This window comes from Caproicibacterium sp. XB2 (genome assembly GCF_044880635.1).
Classification (GTDB): Bacteria; Bacillota; Clostridia; order Oscillospirales; family Acutalibacteraceae; genus Caproicibacterium; species Caproicibacterium lactatifermentans.
Map to the genome: position 1 here is coordinate 1350084 of NZ_CP173227.1, position 14962 is coordinate 1365045.

Here is a 14962-nt window from a genome sequence, read left to right on the forward strand (position 1 = left end):
AGGATTAGTACCAAAAATGGTACTAATCCTATTTTTTATGGCTTTTTCTTGAAATGTGTATCCAGTATGGAAATATCGGAGTTTGGAAGAGAGACTTCCATGGCGGATAAGCTGTTGGTTATCATTACCTCCCTAACCGACATTAAAAATCCAATCAATTCATACGAAATTGAGAGAATCATTCGGGTGCCCCTAAAGGATACACCTTTGCCGTTGGTCCGCCGCTGTAGCCCCAGCTCCAGTATGCGTATTCTTGGCAAATGGGCCTCCGTTCCTTTTATACTGCTGGCCTTTTTCTCTTTGCTTTCTTTTTTCTATTGATTCCAAAAATGAACCCGCAGAATCCGCTGCCAAACAAGCCCGTAACGAAAAAGGCCGCTCCGCTGACAATGCAAAATCAGCAGAGTGGCCTTCCCATAAATTGTTTTTCAGAATTTTTTATAAAGCGGTCCTTACGCACCAAAGCCATCGCGAACAAAGCCGCTGTTCAACAGATTCCGCCTATTGTTTTCCCGGAATGCAGATTGATATTCCAGTCCGTGCCCCATTCCTCATGTCCGGGAAGATGCTGCATGGTTTCCATCATTTTGAAATAGGCGTGCTTCATTTCAGCGTCTGTTTCTTTTTCGTATACTGTGCATCTCCTTCATCGTTTTTGGAAGCAAGATAAGTCTTCCTGTTCTGACTGCGCTACACTTTTGATTGAAATCCACTTTTTCTCCTTCAAGAATGTTACCCATTACGCTCTTTCACCGTGCTCTGAGGCACTGCACGGCACATAATCCCGATCCACCGTAACCACCGGATAATACGTGTCACTCAGCGCACGCACGCCCATTTTTACACGGTTACGAACCTCTTCGTCAGTCAGATTGCAGGAAAATGGCACACATACATCAAAAATCAAATTGGAGTGCGTTGGTCCCCACACCACACGGAAATCATGAATGGTGGACCGCGGTTCCACCGCCTTGACCATTTCACTGACCTGATGACAGAGTTCATTGGTGCGCGGGTCGTCCGCGATAATGGGGTCCATGTGAATCAGCAACTGGATGCCCAGTTTTTGCCCCACTGTGCGTTCAATGTTGTCAATCAAATCGTGGCTGACCAAAACATCCTGGTGTGCGTCGACTTCACAATGGACAGAAGCGAACCAGCGGTTCGGTCCGTAATTGTGTACGGTCAGGTCATGTACCCCCAGAATGCCATCATAGGATGTGATATCTTTATAAATGCTATTGACCAATTCTTTAGACGGCGCCTGCCCCAGAAGCGGATTGCTGGTTTCTTTGATAAGCTGAATCCCTGTCACGATAATCAGGACCGCAACCGCCAGCCCTACATAGCCGTCCAGGTTAAAGCCCGTCAGCTTTGTAATGATAATGCCAAACAAAATGGCTGCTGTGGAGAAGACATCGTTGCGGCTGTCTGCGGCGGTTGCGGTCAGCGTTGCGGAATCAATCTGTTTGGCAACCTTGCGGTAAAAAACAGACTGCCACAGCTTCACTGCAATCGAAATCAGCAAAATGACAATGGACAGTACACCGATTTTGGCTGCCTGCGGCGAAACAATTTTGCCGACAGCCTCCTCCACCAGTTGAATTCCCACAAACAGAACCGCAATAGAAACAATCAGGCCGCTGATATATTCAATGCGTTCATGGCCAAAGGGGTGTTCCTCATCGGCCGGCTTTTCCGCCAATTTAAAGCCCATCAGCGTCACAATGCTGGAAGCGGAATCGGACAGGTTGTTGACAGCGTCTGCCGTAATGGCCAAGCTGTGGAACAACGTACCTGCAATGAACTTCATCACGGCCAAAAGCAGGTTCGTCACTACACCAACTATGCCGGCAAATCGGCCATAAGAGGCACGTACTTGCTGTTCTTCTGTATGTTCATGATTCGGTACAAAATGACGAACCAAAAAATCAGTCATAAAAAATCCTCCTGCCGGCCGCCATGCAGAGGCCTGCCCGGCACAGCCGTGTATAAAAAATCCTCTCCGCCCGGAGAGGATAGTCCCTAGATACTGGAAGTATATCATCAGTTAGGGTAAATCACAAGTATTTTTTATCTGTCAGCAAACAGGCTGCCGCCGTGGCAGTCAATCGCCACCAGCAGCGGGAAGTTCTGCACAGTCAGCCGTTTTACCGACTCACAGCCCAGTTCTGGGAACGCAACCACTTCCAGCTGTTTGACACACTGTGCCGCCAGCGCTCCCGCGCCGCCCACCGCGCACAGATAAACCGCTTTGTTGCGGCAGATGGCCTGACAGACCTCTTCGCTGCGTCCGCCTTTGCCAATCATTCCTTTTAGTCCTGCATCCAGCAGGGCCGGTGTATAGGGGTCCATTCTGCCGGAAGTGGTAGGCCCGCAGGCACCAATGGGCAAATTCAGCGGGGTAGGTGTCGGACCCGCATAGTAAACAGTAGCACCCTGCAGCGGAAACGGCAGGACCTTGCCCGCCTGCATAAGGCTTCGTATCCGTTTGTGTGCCTGGTCCCGTGCGGTGTAAATCACACCACTTAAAAGCACCTGGTCGCCGGCATGGAGCAGGGGCGCCTGTTCCGCCATTTTTTGTGCGTCAATCGTTATCTTCTTCTGCAAAGCAGGCACCTCCCGCGCATTCCGCCGGCGGCAGAAACGCTTTTACATCATTCTTTTCTTCTTCAAAATAATTGCTGCAATCACCATACTGACACCTGTCAGCACCATAGGAAACCAAAACTGCGGCAACGGCAGGCCGGAAACGTTCATGCCGTAAATGCCCGAAATAACCGTTGGCAGGGAAAAAATCAATGTAATGGAGGCCAGCACTTTCATCACATTGTTCAGATTGTTATTGATGATAGAAGCAAAAGCGTCCATTGTTCCGGAAAGAATATTCATATAAATATTCGACATATCAATAGCCTGCCGAACTTCTATCAGTACATCTTCCAGCAGGTCCTGGTCCTCGTCGTACAGCTTAATTGCACGCCCGCGCATGATTTTTTCCATAGTAATTTCATTCTGTTTGAGAGAAGAAGAAAAGTACACCAGTGATTTTTCAATATCCAGCAACTGTACCAGTTCGTTGTTTTTCATCGAGCGGCGCAGTTCTTTTTCCATGGTATCGCTGATACGCTCAATCTGTTTCAAGTACAGCAGAAATCTTGTCGCAATGCGCAGCATCAGCTGCAGGACAAACCGGGTCTTTAAGTTCGTCTGTACATTCCGCACCGCGCCGTCTGTAAACTCATCCAACACCGGGTTAGGCTGCAGGCTGACGGTAATCACATTCTTCTCTGTAATAATAATGCCCAGTGGGCGTGTTGAATAAAAGAGCTTCTCGTTTTCCGTGCTTTCTACGACCGGAATATCCACAATAATCAAGGTATTGTTATCTTCTTTATCAATACGTGGACTTTCCTCTTCGTCCATTGCAGCACGGAAAAAGTCCGGCTCCACAGAATAGTTCCGAATAAGGGCAGATACCTCTTCGTCCTGCGGGTCTATGCAGTTTATCCAGCAGCCCATCTCACTGGCAGGAAGCTGCTGCATCTGGTCGCCAACCGTTTTGTAAAAAGACAGCATGGCAATTTTACATCTCCTGTTTTCTCTGGATACGCCCGACGGGCGTTCGGCGGGTCCTGAAACGGGTCCGGTTTCACCAGTGCCACCTCCTACCTTGTATTGAACTATTTTTCATTATACCAGCAAACAAAATAGTTTACAAGCAATACGCCGGAACAGGCAAGGGATTCTCCGGTATTTCATTGCCGGACGCAATCGGAGGCGCTAAATCTCATTCTCCTGCGTTTTTCCTAATGAAAACAGAAAAGGGCCAGCTCCGCGTCTTTCGCACGGAGGCTCCAGCCCTTTAAAATACTTCTTTGTTTTATTTATTGCGGTTAAAGATGGACATAATATCCACAAAACCCTCGTCGTCATCGTCCAGCGTAGACTTTACTTCCTTCTTGAGCGTAGGTGCAGCAGCTGGTGCCTGCTGTTTCTTTGCCGGTCCGTTATGTGCCATAGACTTGCTGCCGCCAAAGGAACCGTTCAGAATGTTGATGTCTGCATCTGCATCGGAAGCCTTGCTGCCGTCATCTGCCAGTGATTCCTCACCGCCGCTGGTTTCAAAGCCAGTGGCGATAACCGTAACGCTCATCTCATCGTCCATGTTCTCATCGAACGCGGCGCCCCAAATGATGTTTGCATCATCGCTCGCCTGTTCGCTAATCATAGAAGAAGCGGTTTCAATTTCATCCAAGCCAATGTCAGGAGAAGAAGTGATATTGATAATAACACCCTTTGCCCCGGCAATGCTGGTTTCCAGCAATGGGCTGGAAATAGCCATGTTGGCGGCTGTTTCGGCTTTGTCCTTGCCGGAAGCACGGCCGACGCCCATGTGTGCGTAGCCGGCGTCCTTCATAACGGCGGTCACATCGGCGAAGTCCAAGTTGACCAGGCCAGGCAGCTTAATCAGGTCAGAAATACTCTGCACGCCCTGCCGCAGCACATCATCTGCAACGGAGAACGCGTTCAGCAGCGTAATGCGCTGTTCCGAAACCAGTTTTAAGCGCTCGTTGGGGATAACGACCAGGGAATCCACGTGCTCGCGCAGCTGTGCAATGCCCTCTTCGGCCTGCTGCATACGGCGCTTGCCCTCAAAGGCAAACGGCTTTGTCACAATGCCGACGGTCAAAATGCCGAGGTCGCGGGCAATCTCTGCCACAACTGGGGCTGCACCAGTGCCGGTGCCGCCGCCCATACCTGCAGTAATAAAGACCATGTCACTGCCGCGCACCGCTTCTGTAATTGCTTCGCGGCTCTCGTCTGCAGCTTTACCACCCATTTCCGGGTTGCTGCCGGCGCCTTTGCCGTGTGTTACCTTTTCACCAATCTGAATCTTCTGGGTTGCTTTGGAACGGAACAGGGCTTGTTTATCGGTGTTAACACTGATAAACTCTACTCCCTGTACTCCCATGGTAACCATGCGGTCAATGGCGTTTCCGCCGCCGCCGCCGACGCCGACCACTTTTATCTGAACGATGTTTTCGAAGTCGTTGTCAATTTCAAAAGGCATTTGCCGGTTCCTCCTTATTGATCATCCTGCAGCAAGCGCCGCACGAATTCTGTCATTTTATCATATTGCTTCTACCATACAATCATAGAACTAATTTATCACGTTTTGCGCATAATTTCAATGATTTTTTTTGCTTTCATCAGCTTTTCACAAAAGCTGTACGAAAAAAAGCCTATTCCCCGCTGCCTGAGGAGTCTTCACCCTCACTTTTTGAAACGCTGGATGAGTTTTCCTTGCTAGACGTACTTTTGGACGAAGCCGACGAAGAGGAGGCCGACGATGCAGCTGATGCCGATGAGGCAACAGATGCTGGCGTAAACCATGTAATGGATTTCTCTTTGCTAACAGAAGAAACGTTGAAAACGCCCGCTTCACCCGAAAGGTGCTGTGCCATCGTTGCTTTCGCAAAACGGAATTTCTTTCCCAGATAAGTGGAATTGCCCAGCTTTATCTGTAAACTCTTTCCTGTCGTTGTGCGGCAGGTTACACTGAGGTCATACATATCTGATACATCAATGACGGTGACATTGGCAAAACTGTTGTCAGAAATTGCCTTTGCCACCTGCTGATACAGGCCGCTTTTCTGGCTGTCCTTAAATACAGCTGAACCGCCAACTTGTGCCGAATTGATTTCCAGCCCTTTCACGACCGGCACACTGGAAGGTTTAGAAGAAAGGACCTCCATCACCCGCCCAGTATGGTCCATCATGATATATTTGCCGTTCCACTGTACCGCACCGGAGGGTGTCCCCTCTTTTACGCTGATGACTACCTTGCACGGCAGCCGCCGGTTGACGCTTACCTCTGTCAAATAGGGGCAGGCACTTCCTACTTTCTTAGCGGCCGACGAAGTGTCCACGGAAAAAAGGTTCTGCCCCTTTTTTACCCCGCTGACAGACATAATCTGACCGGTGGGATAACGGGATTTTCCATCTACCACAACGCTTTGGATACGGAAAACAAACACAAAGCACAAAATGACGGCGGTTACAATGACCGCCAGAAACGCAATAATGTAAAACAGTACTTTCATGCGCTTGCGGTGGCGCATTCGGTTGTAAGCGCGCTGCCGCTGTCCTGCAGACATATGTCTGCAGGGTCTTCCTCTGTTATTCACGTCATTTGCCATTTTCTCAGTCCTCCGTCTCCGGAATCCGCTCAATTTCCGCGCCGAGCGCCCGCAGTATCTGCTCAATGCCCTCATAGCCCCGGTCGATATGATGAACACCCGAAAGGATGGTTGTTCCCTGTGCAGCCAGCCCGGCAATGACCAGTGCTGCACCCCCGCGCAGGTCCGCTGCCTCCACCGGTGCGCCGGAAAGAGACGGCACCCCTTCCACCACTGCTACACGGCCATTTACATGGATATTGGCTCCCATGCGCAGCAGTTCGCCTACATGCTTATAACGTTCCTCAAAGATATTTTCTATAAAGACGCTGGTTCCCTGTGCCACAGTAGTCATTGCCATAAGTGGTGCCTGCGCATCCGTTGGAAAACCGGGGTACGGCATGGTGCGAATGCAGCGTACACGCTGCAGCACTTTTGGCGGTGCCAGTGTCAGTGTGTCACCGGTTGCCGTCAAGCGGCAGCCAGCTTCTTCAAAAGCCGGCAGCACTGGAACCAGATGACGTACAACCACGCCGCGCAGCGTCAGCTTGCTGCCTGTAGCCGCCGCTGCCGCCAGATAAGTTGCCGCGGCAATACGGTCCGGTATCACCCGATAAGCGCAGCCGGAAAGGCGCTGTACCCCTTCAATGGTAACTGTACTGGTGCCTGCCCCTGCAATCCGCGCGCCGCAGGCATTTAGGAAGCCCGCTAAATCTTCAATTTCCGGCTCGTGTGCCGCATTTTCCAGTACCGTTGTTCCTTTTGCCGTTGCGGCGGCAATCAGCACATTTTCGGTTGCTCCGACGCTTGGGAAGGAAAGCGTAATCTGTGCCCCCTGCAGCCCATTCGGCGCCGTACAGAGAAGCCTGCCATGGTCTTCCGTTATCTGCACCCCCAGCCGCCGCAGCGCCTGCAGGTGCAGGTCGATGGGACGCGGCCCCAGCTCGCACCCGCCGGGGAAACTGAGGGAAGCCTCCCCCATACGCCCAATGATTGCCCCCAAGAAAATAATAGAGGAGCGCATTTCTCTCATCAGGGCATCTGGGATTGTGCAGGACGACATGGTACGTGCATCCACGGAAACCGCGTCCCCTTCCGCTGATACCCGGCAGCCAAGCCGTCGCAGAATCGTAATCGCAGTATCTACATCCGAAAGATGCGGACAGTTCCGCAGCAAACACGGCTGTGTGCACAACAGAGAGGCCGCCAGCAGGGGCAGAGCGCTGTTTTTCGCACCGTGCACCTGCACCTCCCCATGCAGACGGCACGGGCCGCTGATGCGTAATTTTGACATTAACAACACCCCCACATAATCTTTGCCATACTATGCAGGGCACTGCTTATTTGGTACGAAGAAATTTCTGTTACCGCATTTTGCGCTCTTTCAAAACTTCCTGCAGAATCGCATAAATGCGCGCGTTTGTGTCTAAAATCGCCATTTTTCGCGCATTGACTGCCAAAGCAGGGATGGTATCCGGCTTCTCAAAAAGAGTGCGGACTTTCTGCACCAGTGCGGCGCCGGTCAGGTCCTTTTCTTCCAAAATGACGCCCGCGCCGCGGTTAACCATGCTCATGGCATTATAGTACTGGTGGTTCTCCGCAACATTGGGGCTGGGAATAATAATGGCGGCACGGCCTTTTGCCTGCAGTTCACTCAGCGTGATGGCACCGGCCCGGCAGATAACCAAATCCGCCGCCGCCAGACATTCCGGCATATTGTCTATGTATGGACGAATATCGAAATTCGGGTGGTCGGCCAAATGCACGCCGCGTTCCTCCAGCTTCTGTGGGAACCAGCCGCCGTACTGACCGTAAGCGTGAATGTGCTGAAAGCGGTCCGTTTTCGCCGATTCTGTTATCAGGTCCAGCACTGCCTCGTTCACTTTGCGGGCACCAAGGCTGCCACCGAACGAAAGAATCAGCGGGCGGCTGTCCAAGTGCAGGGTGCGGCGGGCGGCTGTGCGGTCCGCGCGGATAACCTCCATGCGTACCGGGTTTCCGGTCAGAACAAAGCGCGCGTTCTTCGCCATGTACTTCTGTGCATCCGCATTGGCCAGCATAACGCGGTCAGCATTTTTACTAAGCGCTTTATTCGTAACACCCGGAAAGGCGTTCTGCTCGTGAATGACCGCTGGAATATGCAGCTTCAGCGCTTCCCGAATGACCGGACCGGACACATACCCGCCTGTGCCGACACAGATATCCGGCTGGAATTTCTGTATGATTTTTTTGGACTCGGCTGTGGAGGAAAACAGGTGCACCACTGTTTTCAAGTTGCGCCCAATGTTCTGCAAAGTCACCTTGCGCTGAAAACCGGAAATCACGATGCTTTGAAAGGCAAAACCGGCCTGCGGCACCAGGCGCTCCTCCATGCCGCCCTTCGCGCCGACATATAAAATCTGTGCGTCTGGTTCCTGCTCTCTCACATATCCGGCTATGGCCAAAGCCGGGTTGATGTGTCCTGCTGTACCGCCGCCGGCAAACAGTATTCTCATACAGACATTGCTCCTTTAACCTTTTAGTCGGCAGACAGTACAGCGGCAAAAGCAGAAAAACGCCTTTGCCGCCACGGCCGCCGCTAAGATTTTTCAATATTGGATGTACGTGAAATAGACAGAATCAGCCCCATCTGTGCCAGCAGCATCACCAGCGACGTACCACCCGCGCTGAAAAATGGCAGGCTGACACCGGTGTTCGGAATGGTGTTGGTAACAACCGCAATATTCAGGACTACCTGCAGTCCGACCTGCATAATCAGGCCAATGCCCAGCAGCATGCCAAACCGGTCCTTTGCACGCAGCGCAATCATCACGCCGCGCCACACCAGCAGTGCAAACAGCACGATAATCAGCACCGCGCCAATAAAGCCCAGCTCCTCACAGACAATCGCAAAAATAAAGTCGTTTTGCGGTTCTGGCAGGTATAAATACTTCTGCCGGCTTTTGCCAAGCCCCAAACCAAGCAGCCGTCCGGAACCAATGGCATATAAGGACTGCTGCGTCTGCCACGCATCATTAGAGGAAAGCTGCGGATTCCATGGATTTTTCCACACTTCCATACGCGTGGAAACGTGTGCATAATACGGCAGGTTTGCAACAATCAGCAATGCGCCAACAACAACAATGCCGCCAATAATAAACCACTTTTTCGGCAGACCGCCGACAAACAGCATAATGGCTGCCAGCAGCAGCAGGATAATCGTGGCGGACATATGCTTTTCTGCCACAACCAACGCACAAATAACCCCAATCGCCGCCACATAAATCAGCGCGCGAAAACGCTTTGCGCTCTTGTCATGCAGGTCAGCGTCCCGGTTGGATAGCAAATGCGCCAGTAGCAAAATCAACGCGAACTTCGCAATTTCAGAGGGCTGAAACTGAAAGGAACCAATCGTAATCCAGCGGTAGGCACCATTCGTCGGACGCACCAGCGCACTGCCCTTAAAGACGACCGTTATGCCCAAAAGCAGGGCCGTGATGATATAGATGGGCAGAGCCAGCCTATGCAGGTGATGATAATCGAAGTAAGAGAGCAGGACCATGATGACCATTCCAATAACTGCATAGATGGCCTGATTGATAACGAAGTGATAAGGTGTTCCGTAACGGTAACTGGAGTTTGCATAGCTTGCCGAAAAGACCATGACAAGGCCAAAAGCAACCAGTACCAGCACCAGGAAGAAGAAGGTAAGGTCCATTCCGGAACGCACAGACAGCATTTTCAGTTTGCTTTTCCACCTACTGCGGGAAACATACGCCGATGCCTGTACCGGCGCACGTGGCGCCGCAGGTGTGCTGTCTGCATATGCCGTGGCTGTTGTAGCGGATGAACGGCGGCGCGCTGTCTTCTGCCTGGCAGACGGACGTCTGCGGTGTGCTGTCTGTCTGCTTCTGGGTGCTGCCATATTCATCTCTCCTTTCCGGCCGGACAAGCGGCCACAGCTTCTTTCTCATACGTCAATGTACTTTTACCATATGCCGTAGGCATTCATGGCTAGAAAAGTGGAGACCAGTCCTGCCAATGCCGTAATGGTGCTGAACACAGCGCATATTTTCACTTCACTCCAGCCGCTCATTTCACAGCTGTGGTGAATCGGCGTCATTTTAAACAGACGCTTGCCGTGTGTTGCCTTAAAATAGGTAACCTGCAGAACAACGGACAAAATCTCAATGAGATAGACAATACCCATCACCAGCAGCAGAATGGGAATGTCCAGCCCAAACGCCATAGCGCACACCATGCCTCCCAGGAACAGGGAGCCGGTATCCCCCATAAAGACTTTCGCCGGATTAAAGTTCCAGATGAGGAATCCGAGGCAGCCGCCCGCACACGCGGCGGACAGCACGCCCATACCTGCGGACTTCAGCATACCTGCGATAATCATAAAAAATACTGACACAAAGAATGTGACGGAACCGTTGAGTCCGTCAATGCCATCGGTAAAGTTCACGGCATTCACCATGGCTACAATGCCGAGGAATGCAATAATCCAGTACCAAATGCCAATGTCTACACGGCCGATAAATGGAACCATGGTAGCGGAGGTAGCACCGCCCACCTTTAGGGCTGCCAGATAAGCTGCCGCAACAATAAACTGCAGTAGCAGCTTCTGCTTAACGGTCAGCCCCAAATTGCGCTTTTTTACGACCTTAATATAATCATCAATAAATCCAATAGCACCAAACCCCAAAGCCATCAAATAGCCGCCGATAACCTTTGTACCAAGCATATTGCTGCCAAGGCTGCGGCTGCCGGCCAGTGTCATGGGCAGGCAGACCAGCAAAGCTACCAAAATACCAACAATAAACATGAAACCGCCCATGGTAGGGGTGCCGTTTTTCTTTTGGTGCCATTTGGGACCTACTTCGCGGATTGTCTGTCCAAAATTGATTTTATGCAGGAAGGGCACCAGCCACTTTCCCAACAGAGCGGTCACTGCGAATGCAATGCCCGCCGCTAAAACGATTGCTAAAACGTCCATTTCTTTTTCACCCTCCGCGCAGAAGGCTTCTACCACCCCCTGCTTCTCTCCTGTACAGCTGCCGCAGTCTGACCTTCGTATTATACCACAAAACGGGAAAAGCACCAAACGTTTTTTATGCCTGCAGGCAGCTCAAAACCTTGGCAAGCGGGGCACCGCAGACAACCGCCGCAGCTACAGCCGCAAGGATTCGCTCCTCTTCCCCTTCCGCGAGACTCTTCAGCCGGACACGGCCAATGCATCCGACACCAACGATTTCAAAAGCAGTATACCCCTGCGGTGTAACGTGCAGGCCGCGGGCATTGTAGTCCGCACTGTCGCTTTCCAGTGAGTATGTAAAAAGCTGCACACTGTGCAGACGCGGGTCCTCCCGCAGCGGATACGATGCCAAACAGCGCTGGAACCCGCTTACATAGCGCAGCATCGGCTCCCTGTCCGCAACCAGCAGCACTTTTTTCTTCTCCTTGCCGGGCAGCACTGCCTGCAGGTCCGTCAAGCCGCAGCTTTGCAGAAGCCGGTTCAGAAGTGATACCATAGGCTCCCCTGATACGACAATCGACCGACTTTCCATAAAAACGCACGCTCCCTTTCTGCACCGCAGCACAGGCACCAAGGCTCAGGATGCGGCTCTCCTGTCTATTCTACCGCGCACCACGCGCAAATTTCATCAACCTGAGTCGCTTTGTTCCGCAAAGGACACATTGATGACCGTACCGGGCTGTACCTTCTGCCCTGCCGCGATATTCTGTGAAACAGCCACCGCGGAGCTGGCGCTGTCGGAGCCGGAAACACCAACGACGGAGATGTTCAAACCCGCCTCAGAAGCAAGACTTTCTACGGAACTAATGGAGTTGCTGCCGTCACCCACAAGGTTTGGTACCGAAACGGTCTGGCTGCTGCTTTCCGCACTGGTGAACAGCGCTACGGTGCCGCCGCGCGGAATGCTGGAACCAGAAGCCGGCAGCTGTGACAGAACCGTACTGCCGTTGCCGTATATATGTACTTTTAATTCGCCCTCTGTACCGGCGACTGCGGACTGTGCCGCCTTGACGCTCTTGCCGACTGTATCCGGCGTTTTGACAGCCAGATTCTGCTGCTCTTCGCTGGTATACTTTGGTTCTACACCGAGGTACGGCAAAACTTCACTCATGACTTTATTAAAGATAGGACCGGATACCGCATTGCCGTAATAGCTGCTGCCGTTTGGCTCATCGCAGAACACAAGCAGCGCATACTGCGGGTCATCTGCCGGCGCGAAGCCGCAGTAAGAAGCAACATAATAATTGCCCTTGGTTCCAGTCTTTGCTTTCAGCTGATTGTCCTTATCTACCTTTTCACTGGTACCAGTCTTGCCGGCAATACGGTAACCGGGAACATAGCCGTTCTTTGCTGTGCCAGCCAGCGCATCTTTCTGCAGAATAGCGGCTACACGCTTGCTGGTGTCGGTGGAAACGACCTGCCGTTTAGTCAATGTGGAGGCCATCTTTACAATATTGCCGTCAGAATTGACAATTTCCTTCACCATATGCGGCTGTACCAAATACCCGCCGTTTGCCACTGCCGCACAGGCAGTAATCATTTGAACTGGCGTGATTTTAAAGTTCTGGCCGAAGGCTTCAACCGCCAGTGAAACTTTGTTTAAATCCTCTGCTTTATAGTAGCTGTAGCTTGTCGGTTCGCCCGGCAGGTCAATATCGGTGGGTGCCGTAAAACCAAAGCCTTCAAAATATTTAAAGAAGGTGCGGTTGCCCAGTTCCAAGCCAAGGGTTGCGAACTGGGGGTTGCAGGAATTCAGCACAGCCTGTTCAAATGTTTCCGCACCATGGCCGCCCGACTTCCAGCAGTGAATCACACGGTCCTCCACAGTAATAGCGCCGCTGCAGAAAAACGGCGTGCTCTCGGTCACAATGCCTTCCTCCATGCCCATGGAAGCAGTACACATTTTGAAAACGGAGCCTGGCATATAGGTATCACTGACGCATTTGTTACGCCACTTCTGCTGCAGTGCCTCCAGTTCGGCGGCAGCCTGCTTTTCCTTTGGCAACTTAGCAATGCGCGCCTTTTCGCTGGCGGTCAGCACACGGGGATCGTTGGGGTCAAAGGTGCCCTCTTCCGCGACACTGGAAGCCAAAATGCTGTTGGCATCAAAACCTCCGCGTGTGGCCATTCCCAAAATCTCACCTGTCTTTACATTCATCAGAATGCCGCAGGCACGGTTTCCGACCTTATTCAGCTTTGCACCCTCATCAAGATATTTTTCCAATGCGTGCTGTACCACTTCGTCAATGGTCAGCACCAGTGAGGAGCCGTTCTGTGCGTTGACCTTTTGCTGATACTGGAACGGCATATCGGTCTGGTTGGCGCTTTTAGCGGCAATAACACGGCCATTCACGCCGGCAAGCTCGCTGTTATACTCTGCCTCCAGGCCTTCCACGCCGGTGCCATCGTTGTTGGTAAAGCCCAGCACGCTGCTAGCAAAATCGCCGTACGGATAGTAGCGCTTATAATCCTCCACCAAGCTGATAACGCCGGAAATACCGATTTTCTTTTTATGGTCTGTGTAGAACTTTTCCTCATAGGAAATAATCTTATTTTTCTGGTCCGTTTCCACCTTAGTGGCAACGACCTGCCAATAAGAGTTCTTATTTTTGCGCAGAGCAGTTAAAACTGTGTTTTTGTCCAGCCCCAGCGCCTGGTGCAGGCACTCAGCTACGCCTTCCTCCTGCTCTGCAATATTTTTTTTCTGTGCATCGGTAGCCTTGGCGGAATTGGCGTAGATTTCCGCCGGCGCCAGCGCCACTTTCCACACGGTAGCGCTCTGTGCCAGCTTTTTCATATTACAGTCATAAATCGTGCCGCGTTGGGCCGCAATCGTTGTGTCTTTCAGCTGATTTTCCACTGCCTGTGACTTGAGGTCCTCCCCATGCACCAGCTGCAGTTTAACAAGGCTGAAAAGCACGGTCCCAAAACCGAAAATAATCAGGACTGCCAGCACCAGCGTGGTACGGCGCCATATTTTAGACGTTGTGCTTTTTGCCATTGTTTTTCCTCCTACACCATAAAAATACTGCCGTACAAGAAAGAAGAGTTAAAGAATATTGCTTCCTTAACTCTCCCCCGCTCCACAGCCGGACCGGCACCCGGCCATTATATGTATATCCGTTTGTTTCCTTAAAAATCATATGAATTTGGTTTTTCATCATTTCCATTGTTCATTTCTCAGTTTATTTCTGAACCGGGCATTTTATGACAGAAGCGCACAAATCTGTTCCCACAAACGGGACAATGCGCAGTCCCCCGACTTCTGTACAACCTGTGCCTTATCGCTGGCATTCATCTCGACACTTTCCATTTGGCTGGAATCGATGCGGGACATTCCCAGCTTGTTTTGGGCAATTTCTTCGACCGTAGCAAGGGATTCCTGCGCGTCACTCTTCATTTGCAGCTGTGTGTACAAACTCCGCTGTTCATTTAATGAGGTGTCCATATCACTAATCTGCACCGCCAGCATAGAAAGCTGAACTTGTCCATATACAAAAGCACCGGTAACAGCAACCAGCAGCACAATACCAATACAAAGTACCGCCACGCGCACTGGATGAGCGTGCAGGCGCTCTTTCACTGCTTTTTTTGCTTTTTCCTTTGGCAGTTCAATTATATTATCTGGAGCAGAGTCCTGCTCTTTTTCTTTCGCGGCGGACTTTTCGGCGTTCCGCCGTTCAAAGATGGAGAAATCGTATGCTTCTACACTGCGCATAGTGTCACCTTCTATAATTCCTCTTTGATATACCTTTCATTT

The 14962-nt window shown here is 51.4% G+C and carries 13 protein-coding genes; 1 reads left to right on the forward strand and 12 read right to left on the reverse strand.

All coding sequences use genetic code 11. From position 1 onward, the window contains the following. Positions 1–99 precede the first annotated feature (99 nt). Entirely contained in the window at positions 100–321 is a 222-nt protein-coding gene (locus ACIHKT_RS06805; RefSeq protein ID WP_086036087.1) for a hypothetical protein, read from the forward strand. A gap of 418 nt (positions 322–739) precedes the next feature. Here ACIHKT_RS06805 and ACIHKT_RS06810 read toward each other — a convergent pair whose 3' ends face one another. From ACIHKT_RS06810 to ACIHKT_RS06865, 12 genes are all read right to left on the reverse strand, one after another. Continuing rightward, positions 740–1939 carry a cation diffusion facilitator family transporter gene (locus ACIHKT_RS06810; RefSeq protein WP_086036090.1) on the reverse strand — a complete coding sequence of 400 codons (1200 nt, stop codon included), beginning with the start codon at positions 1937–1939 and terminating at the stop codon, positions 740–742. Positions 1940–2073: 134 nt separating this feature from the next. Next, entirely contained in the window at positions 2074–2610 is a 537-nt protein-coding gene (locus tag ACIHKT_RS06815; RefSeq protein WP_274379844.1) for a FumA C-terminus/TtdB family hydratase beta subunit, read from the reverse strand. A 42-nt stretch (positions 2611–2652) separates the two neighbouring features. Next, the gene (locus tag ACIHKT_RS06820) at positions 2653–3579 is read right to left on the reverse strand and encodes a magnesium transporter CorA family protein (protein WP_086036092.1); all 927 of its coding nucleotides are present in this window, start codon (positions 3577–3579) and stop codon (positions 2653–2655) included. 304 nt (positions 3580–3883) lie between these two features. Continuing rightward, positions 3884–5074, reverse strand: coding sequence for a cell division protein FtsZ (gene ftsZ / locus ACIHKT_RS06825; RefSeq protein ID WP_086036095.1), 1191 nt, complete (start codon positions 5072–5074; stop codon positions 3884–3886). A gap of 172 nt (positions 5075–5246) precedes the next feature. Next, on the reverse strand, positions 5247–6161 hold the full coding sequence (locus tag ACIHKT_RS06830) for a cell division protein FtsQ/DivIB (RefSeq protein ID WP_157658960.1): 915 nt from the start codon (positions 6159–6161) through the stop codon (positions 5247–5249). A 46-nt stretch (positions 6162–6207) separates the two neighbouring features. Further along, a complete protein-coding gene (gene murA / locus ACIHKT_RS06835) occupies positions 6208–7476 on the reverse strand; it encodes a UDP-N-acetylglucosamine 1-carboxyvinyltransferase (RefSeq protein WP_086036099.1) in 1269 nt (422 codons plus the stop codon). Positions 7477–7546: 70 nt separating this feature from the next. Beyond that, positions 7547–8677 (reverse strand): undecaprenyldiphospho-muramoylpentapeptide beta-N-acetylglucosaminyltransferase, encoded by a 1131-nt coding sequence (murG, locus tag ACIHKT_RS06840; protein ID WP_086036101.1) that lies wholly within the window; start codon positions 8675–8677, stop codon positions 7547–7549. An 83-nt stretch (positions 8678–8760) separates the two neighbouring features. Next, positions 8761–10086: an FtsW/RodA/SpoVE family cell cycle protein gene (locus ACIHKT_RS06845; protein WP_236849728.1), complete on the reverse strand. Its 1326-nt coding sequence runs from the start codon at positions 10084–10086 to the stop codon at positions 8761–8763. 63 nt (positions 10087–10149) lie between these two features. After that, a complete protein-coding gene (mraY, locus tag ACIHKT_RS06850) occupies positions 10150–11163 on the reverse strand; it encodes a phospho-N-acetylmuramoyl-pentapeptide-transferase (protein ID WP_086036869.1) in 1014 nt (337 codons plus the stop codon). 115 nt (positions 11164–11278) lie between these two features. Further along, positions 11279–11734 carry a hypothetical protein gene (locus ACIHKT_RS06855; protein ID WP_157658961.1) on the reverse strand — a complete coding sequence of 152 codons (456 nt, stop codon included), beginning with the start codon at positions 11732–11734 and terminating at the stop codon, positions 11279–11281. Positions 11735–11830: 96 nt separating this feature from the next. Further along, positions 11831–14203 (reverse strand): penicillin-binding transpeptidase domain-containing protein, encoded by a 2373-nt coding sequence (locus tag ACIHKT_RS06860; RefSeq protein WP_086036107.1) that lies wholly within the window; start codon positions 14201–14203, stop codon positions 11831–11833. Between the two features lie 204 nt (positions 14204–14407). Further along, positions 14408–14920 (reverse strand): hypothetical protein, encoded by a 513-nt coding sequence (locus ACIHKT_RS06865; RefSeq protein ID WP_086036110.1) that lies wholly within the window; start codon positions 14918–14920, stop codon positions 14408–14410. Between the last annotated feature and the right edge of the window lie 42 nt (positions 14921–14962).

Excerpts from the sequence above, each read along its gene's own strand:
- ACIHKT_RS06805 (WP_086036087.1), top strand. The coding sequence starts at position 100 with ATGGCGGATAAGCTGTTGGTTATCATTACCTCCCTAACCGACATTAAA.
- ACIHKT_RS06810 (WP_086036090.1), bottom strand. The coding sequence starts at position 1,939 with ATGACTGATTTTTTGGTTCGTCATTTTGTACCGAATCATGAACATACA.
- ACIHKT_RS06820 (WP_086036092.1), bottom strand. The coding sequence starts at position 3,579 with ATGCTGTCTTTTTACAAAACGGTTGGCGACCAGATGCAGCAGCTTCCT.
- ftsZ (WP_086036095.1), bottom strand. The coding sequence starts at position 5,074 with ATGCCTTTTGAAATTGACAACGACTTCGAAAACATCGTTCAGATAAAA.
- ACIHKT_RS06830 (WP_157658960.1), bottom strand. The coding sequence starts at position 6,161 with ATGTCTGCAGGACAGCGGCAGCGCGCTTACAACCGAATGCGCCACCGC.
- murA (WP_086036099.1), bottom strand. The coding sequence starts at position 7,476 with ATGTCAAAATTACGCATCAGCGGCCCGTGCCGTCTGCATGGGGAGGTG.
- murG (WP_086036101.1), bottom strand. The coding sequence starts at position 8,677 with ATGAGAATACTGTTTGCCGGCGGCGGTACAGCAGGACACATCAACCCG.
- ACIHKT_RS06845 (WP_236849728.1), bottom strand. The coding sequence starts at position 10,086 with ATGGCAGCACCCAGAAGCAGACAGACAGCACACCGCAGACGTCCGTCT.
- mraY (WP_086036869.1), bottom strand. The coding sequence starts at position 11,163 with ATGGACGTTTTAGCAATCGTTTTAGCGGCGGGCATTGCATTCGCAGTG.
- ACIHKT_RS06855 (WP_157658961.1), bottom strand. The coding sequence starts at position 11,734 with ATGGAAAGTCGGTCGATTGTCGTATCAGGGGAGCCTATGGTATCACTT.
- ACIHKT_RS06860 (WP_086036107.1), bottom strand. The coding sequence starts at position 14,203 with ATGGCAAAAAGCACAACGTCTAAAATATGGCGCCGTACCACGCTGGTG.
- ACIHKT_RS06865 (WP_086036110.1), bottom strand. The coding sequence starts at position 14,920 with ATGCGCAGTGTAGAAGCATACGATTTCTCCATCTTTGAACGGCGGAAC.